This window comes from Arcicella sp. LKC2W (assembly GCF_034931005.1).
GTDB lineage: Bacteria > Bacteroidota > Bacteroidia > Cytophagales > Spirosomataceae > Arcicella.
On record NZ_JAYGIN010000055.1, the window covers coordinates 1 to 5,929 of the forward strand.

The following is a 5,929-nucleotide window of genomic DNA, read 5'->3' on the forward strand; positions in this document are numbered from 1 at the left end:
CACGCTCGTGTCGAGAAACCCATAGACATCTTTTCATCAATCTAACTCCGCTACCGCAGGTTACGTTCAACATAGCGTTCATTGTTGGCACTGCGTACCCAACGAACGCTTAGTTGTTGAACGCTTAGTTGTTGGCGGTAGGCATATTTCGATTCGTAAGGGCAATAGTTTTAGCGAGTCGTAAAAGCCTCAGTTACTTAACGAAGAGTTTTTATGTCTGAGAATCTTGAAATTTAACTTCGTAAAATTCACACTTTTTAAGTTCTATTCCTCTAATTAGAATGGCTATGATTAAAATTATTCATCATTGCTATTTTTATTCCAAGAAAGGAAGCCTCGGATATTCATAATTAAAAAGATGATGTTACCTAACCCAATTCCAAAACTATTCATCAATACAAAGCCAAGAAATATGAACAAAGCATTAGAGATTGAAAAAATGATGAATCCGTATTTATTTTTATTACCTAACAAATAAACAGCTAAAAGGCTTAAAGACATTGCTAACCAATCTAACGTGTAATATTTTAAAAAAACTTCCATTGTTTTAATTTAATTTGTGTGAACTACGTTCAAACCCGTCCGAATATGTGTCCGCAAGCGAAAATGTTGCTCGAAATATCTAACCAACTGTCCACAAAGTGAAAAACCCAACTTAAAAATGTTACTCAAAATGTCCAATAAACTGTCCACAAAGCGAAAAATACAGCTTAAAAATATCGCTCGAAATGTCCAACCAACTGTCCATGAAGCAACAAAACCAACTTAATAATGTTGCCTGAAATGCCCAACCAACTGTCCAATAAGCAACAAAATAAACTTAATAATGTCGCCTGAAATGTCTAACCAACTGTCCACGAAGCAACAAAACTAACTTAATAATGTCGCCCAAAATCGCTCTAAACTGTCAGTTGGTAGATTTTTTATGCTTACCGCTAACGTTTTGGGGCTTGGCGAAGGTGGGGTTAAAAAGCACTAAAGCCCAAATTTAGTACAGAAGTTAATAGAAAGTACAAATGTTGAGCATTTGTACTAAAGCCCCACTTTTGCCAAACCCTTGTTGAACTAAACCTCTGGTAGCTTTTGCCCCTCAAGTTCTATCTTTGCATAAATTACAAACTATTTTTAAGATGACAAAAAAAGAACGTTGATGAATTACGAGTTGATAAACTGATTCATCGTGCAAAAGTAGAAGTAGCTGATTTTGAAGCTCTTCTTTATCGTTTCGAGCGTAATATTTCTATTTTAGGTAGAAGTAAAAGTACCTTTGAGAACTATGCTCGCCATGTTGCTGCCATTGCCCTTCACTATGGGCAAATCCCTACCTTGTTAGACCAAGAACAAATACATGAATACTAGTATATGCTTCAAAAGCGGTCTAAAACCCCTTCCCAAACGTATTTTAAACACACGGTTTACGGACTTCGTTTTCTACTGAAAACGGAAGGTTTGCCATATTCTTATTTTCATCTTCCTGAGATTAAAAGGGAAAAGAAACTGCCCGTGGTACTCAGTAAAGCAGAAGTTTGGTCTATGCTCAAGCATTGTCCACTGCTCAAACATCGCATTTTGATTGGCTTGCTTTACGGTTGCGGTCTTCGCTGTCTTGAAGTGCGAAGTATTCGTTTAGCCGATTTAGACTTTGACCGAAAGAATTTGAAAGTTGTTCAAGGCAATCGGTACGCCGAATCGAGGTAAGAAAGACCGATACGTCCCACTTTCAGACCATTTGATTCGTGGTTTAAAGAAGTACATTTCAGCCGAACAACCTACTGAATACCTTTTTGGAGGACAAATTAACGGTAGAGCGGGCGGTGAGTTCGACAGTAGATATTCTCAGAAAGGAGTCCAGTGACTGGGCGTCCCCGGGCTGTAAAAGAGGCTGCCAAGCGAGCTGGAGTTTTGAAGAACGTCCACGTGCATACGCTTCGTCATAGTTTTGCGACTCATTTATTGGAGGACGGTCTTGATATTATTACGTTGAAGGATTTATTGGGTCACGAGAATATTGAGACGACGATGGAGTATTTGCACATTGCACAAAATGGTCGAGTAAAACCATTCAGTCCTTTAGATACACTCTTCAAGGAATGCAGCCCGAATACGAAGTAGCTCAAGTACTTCAACGTTTAGGGAAAAGTGTTTCTAATTTGGGTTTAAACACATGGCAATTACGTACACTTTGGGCAATTGAACGTTGTAGAACTGCTGCTTTAGGTGGTCATATAGATGCTTGCGATAGCTGCGGAAATATTAGTATTAGCTATAATTCTTGTCGGAACAGACATTGCAATAAGTGCCAAGGACATAAAAAAGAGGAATGGATACATCGGACCGCCGAAGCGGGCAAGGGAATCCGACTTATTGCCTGTTCCATATTTCCATGTGGTCTTTACTTTACCTCAAGAGTTAAACCCATTAGCCTTATACCAAACGAAAGAGGTTTATGATAGTTTATTTCAGGCTTCTTGGCAAACCATAGAGACTTTTGGCAAAAAGAAGGGCGTTCAAATGGGGATGATTTCGGTTTTGCATACGTGGGCGGTCCGACGTTTCGGGCAGAATTTGAGTTTGCACCCTCACGTCCACTGCATCGTGCCAGGTGGTGGAGTGGATGGAACGGGTAATTGGCAATCTATTCGTAGTGACGGTAAGTTTTTGTTTCCAGTAAAAGCTTTGAGTAAGATGTTCAGCGCTAAATATGTGGGGATTTTATCGCAAAAGATAAAACTGGATAAAGAGCTTCGTGAATCACTATTCAAGAAGGATTGGGTGGTATATGCGAAACGCCCTTTTGGCTCGCCAAAGTCGGTGGTGGAATATTTGGGACGTTATACGCACAAGGTTGCCATCAGCAATCACCGCTTAAAATCTATTGATGAAGAACGAGTTACTTTTTCTTATAAGGATTACCGCAGTCAAGGCGAAAAGAAAGTAATGAGTTTGACTCATCAGGAATTTATTCGTCGTTTTGCTCAACATATTTTGCCCAAACGTTTCGTGAGAATCCGCCACTATGGGATACTTAGCAGTACATGGAAGCGAGAAAAGTTTAAGCAGATACAGGCGAATTTTAACATAAAGCCTGCGGAGAAACAGGTTTATCAAACCCTCAACAGAAAATGTAGATGTTGTAAAACAGGAAATTTAGTAACGATAGCGGTTTTTGACCAACGAGGTCCACCAACATTTTATTTGGGCGATTGCCAAAATGAAAGCAACCATAAGGGTTAATTTATGGGTAAGGGAATTTGTATGCCTATAAAATTGAAAATGGCTCTCTCAATCTTCTAAAGCCTTAAAAAGCAAAAAAGCAGGCAAAACCTGCTCTTCCAAATATCTTCAAGTCGAACGACAACTCCATAAAAGAAACCACCGAAGCCGACCGCTACCAAAGGTTAAGTTCAACATCGCCTTCATCGCATGGCTTTCAGCCACGACGAATGCTTAGTTATTGGGTGCTGTGCTTTTTGTCTAACGATGAATACCATACTTTTTTTCTCGTGCTTTAAAAGCTTCTCTACCACCTTCAAGTTTTAATAATTTGTCACGATTTGCAGTATTTTCTATGGTTGTTGAAGTTAAGTTAGTGTAAATACTTGCATTGGGTATTTCCAGAATATGAATCAATTCAGAATCTCCATTTATAACGAAATTTGAATTATGAGTTGCAAAAATTATTTGTCTATCAATTTTTTTAGTTTTAATTAAATGTACTAAATAATCCGCAATAAGTCTATTGTCCAAATGTGCTTCTGGTTCGTCAATTACTAATGGCTTTACCCCAGTCATTAAAAGCGTTACAATAACGGCTGTACATCTTTGACCAAACGAACAATTTTGTAGTTCTTTATTCCCATAAAAGCCTTTTATTAGAGCATATTTTGATACATTATTAAAATGCTTATTAATCAGTAGTTTATAAATGACGAAATTAATTTGAGAAGCAAAAATATCTAAAACAATTTTTACATAGTTGTTTGCTCTTCTAATTTGATGTAATTCTATTTCTGTATCTAATTTTCCGACAAAAGTTTTATAGTCTAATTTTAATAATTCATCATTTGGGTCAATGAGAAATAAAACGTCTTTAACATTTTGTGATGAAGTACCTGAAATATGGAATTTAGAAAATGTGTCATAAAATTCCGAAAATAAGCTATTTTGGTATTCTTCTTTATTAAATTCATATGAAAAGTTTATATTTAATACATTTTCATTATCAATTTGAAGTTTGTTGTTTACCAACAAAAGATTGCTATTTATTAAGTCGAGATAATTCGTTTTTAATTCAGATATTTTTGTGATTCGAGTATTATTCTCTTTGAAATTCTCTGTAATTCTATCAATTTTTAGAGTTGTTGCTTCAATTTCAACATTAATTCTTGAAAGATTTTCATTCGCTTTTTGAGAGTCTTTTATAATTTCTTCGCTTGTACCTTTCTCTTGAAAAAAGCCTCTTAATTTATCATTTTCAATTATAAATTCTTTTGTAAGCTCATCAATTTTTAATTTGATAGAATCAAATTCTTTAATTTTAACAGTTAATTCTGTATCAATCAATTTGAATTCTTCTAACCCTTGAATTAAATCAATTATAGATTCAATTCGACTTTCAAATTCATTCTCAGTTTTTTTAATTGAAGTTTCGAGTAGAATATTTTTCAAAGAGTTAATTAACTTTTCGTATCTTGTACTACTACTTTCAATCGCATTTATTTCTTTTCTAATTTCACTTATTCTCGCTGTTATTATTTTGTAACGTTCATCATTTACTGAATCAATTACGTTTTTAGTTGTAGCACTTTCCTTTTGCTTCTCCTTCAAAATACTTCGATTGTTTTCTAAACTAAATAATAGTTTTATACTTTCGTCAATCAATGTAATAATTGCTTCAAATTCATTGTCTAATGGATAAAATCCAGATTCAGTTTCTTTAATTCGTTCATTAAAAATTAGGTTTGTAAGTTCATTTCCTTCTGCCAATTTTTCAATTTTGCCTTGGCTAACGAATTCAATTTCATTAGTTCCTTTAATTTGAATTAGATTCTTTGAGTCATTTTCAATGTCATATTTTTTGTCATCAATTATTAAATTATTTTCTCTAAAAAAATCAGTTTTTTCATTAAGTCTCTCTCCTAACAAGTTAATTATTGTACTTTTTCCAGTCCCTCTTCCACCAACCAAACAAGTAAAATAGCTACTAAAAAATATTTCTTGCTTTAAGTTATTTAAGCATAAGAGTTGTTTCTCGTTAGAATTGATTCGTTTTATAAAAGTGTTTTGCGGGAAGTCAAATTTAATACTATCAATTTTCCTGAGAGGTTCTCGTGGTTTGCTATTTGCAATTTTTACTCTGTGGGCTTGTTCGTATAAAATTTGTTTAAGTCCTTCAAAAGTAGGTTCTGATTTTATCCATGTCAAACAGTTTCCAATTCTATCTTTATCTACTGAGTTAGAAAAATAGTGAGCATCGCTACAATCTAATAAATTATCATTTACTCCTTGTGTTTTTAATTGAGCTTTGGCTTTTTCAAAATCTATAATTGCCTCGGATGCCGTAAATACTATATTTGCTTGGTTAATTATTGATTTCTTTGTCGCTATTGAAGCGTCTGTCCATTTTAAATCACCCCACTCTGTTTTTCCAATTGCGATAAGATATTTACCATGAAAGCAATCTTTTTTAAGTGATTCAAAGATTTTATCTTCTTTGACATTTAGATTATTAAACCCTTCTGTTAAATCTGAACCATATTTAGAAAGTTCAGTAGCTGGAATACTTGCTTTTATTTGTTTTCCAAGCTCTTTGGGGTGGTCTATTTTTGGTTTACACTTTTTGCGAGTTTTTATTGTTTAATATTTACATTTTTTTGCTATTTTTTTCAAACCATTGCATTTCAAAATCAAGTGGGAATTCGTATTTTAA

Annotated in this window: 4 protein-coding genes and 1 pseudogene; 3 read left to right on the plus strand and 2 right to left on the minus strand. The window is 34.5% G+C overall.

Annotated features, from left to right (window positions below; all coding sequences use genetic code 11):
* Positions 1–297: 297 nt before the first annotated feature.
* A complete protein-coding gene (locus tag VB796_RS23515) occupies positions 298–543 on the minus strand; it encodes a nicotinamide mononucleotide transporter (RefSeq protein ID WP_323349047.1) in 246 nt (81 codons plus the stop codon).
* Positions 544–1,362: 819 nt separating this feature from the next.
* Between VB796_RS23515 and VB796_RS23520 the strand changes: the two genes are divergently transcribed.
* The 3 genes and pseudogenes from VB796_RS23520 to VB796_RS23530 all read left to right on the plus strand — a co-directional run bounded on the left by VB796_RS23520 (position 1,363) and on the right by VB796_RS23530 (position 3,234).
* Positions 1,363–1,698, plus strand: coding sequence for a tyrosine-type recombinase/integrase (locus VB796_RS23520; protein WP_323349048.1), 336 nt, complete (start codon positions 1,363–1,365; stop codon positions 1,696–1,698).
* A 153-nt stretch (positions 1,699–1,851) separates the two neighbouring features.
* Entirely contained in the window at positions 1,852–2,112 is a 261-nt protein-coding gene (locus VB796_RS23525; RefSeq protein ID WP_323349049.1) for a tyrosine-type recombinase/integrase, read from the plus strand.
* Positions 2,091–3,234, plus strand: a pseudogene (locus VB796_RS23530) (IS91 family transposase). The gene VB796_RS23525 and the pseudogene VB796_RS23530 overlap by 22 nt, the downstream one beginning before the upstream one ends.
* 240 nt (positions 3,235–3,474) lie before the next feature.
* On the opposite strand, the gene VB796_RS23535 reads toward VB796_RS23530, so the two are convergent.
* The gene (locus VB796_RS23535) at positions 3,475–5,424 is read right to left on the minus strand and encodes an AAA family ATPase (RefSeq protein ID WP_323349050.1); all 1,950 of its coding nucleotides are present in this window, start codon (positions 5,422–5,424) and stop codon (positions 3,475–3,477) included.
* Between the last annotated feature and the right edge of the window lie 505 nt (positions 5,425–5,929).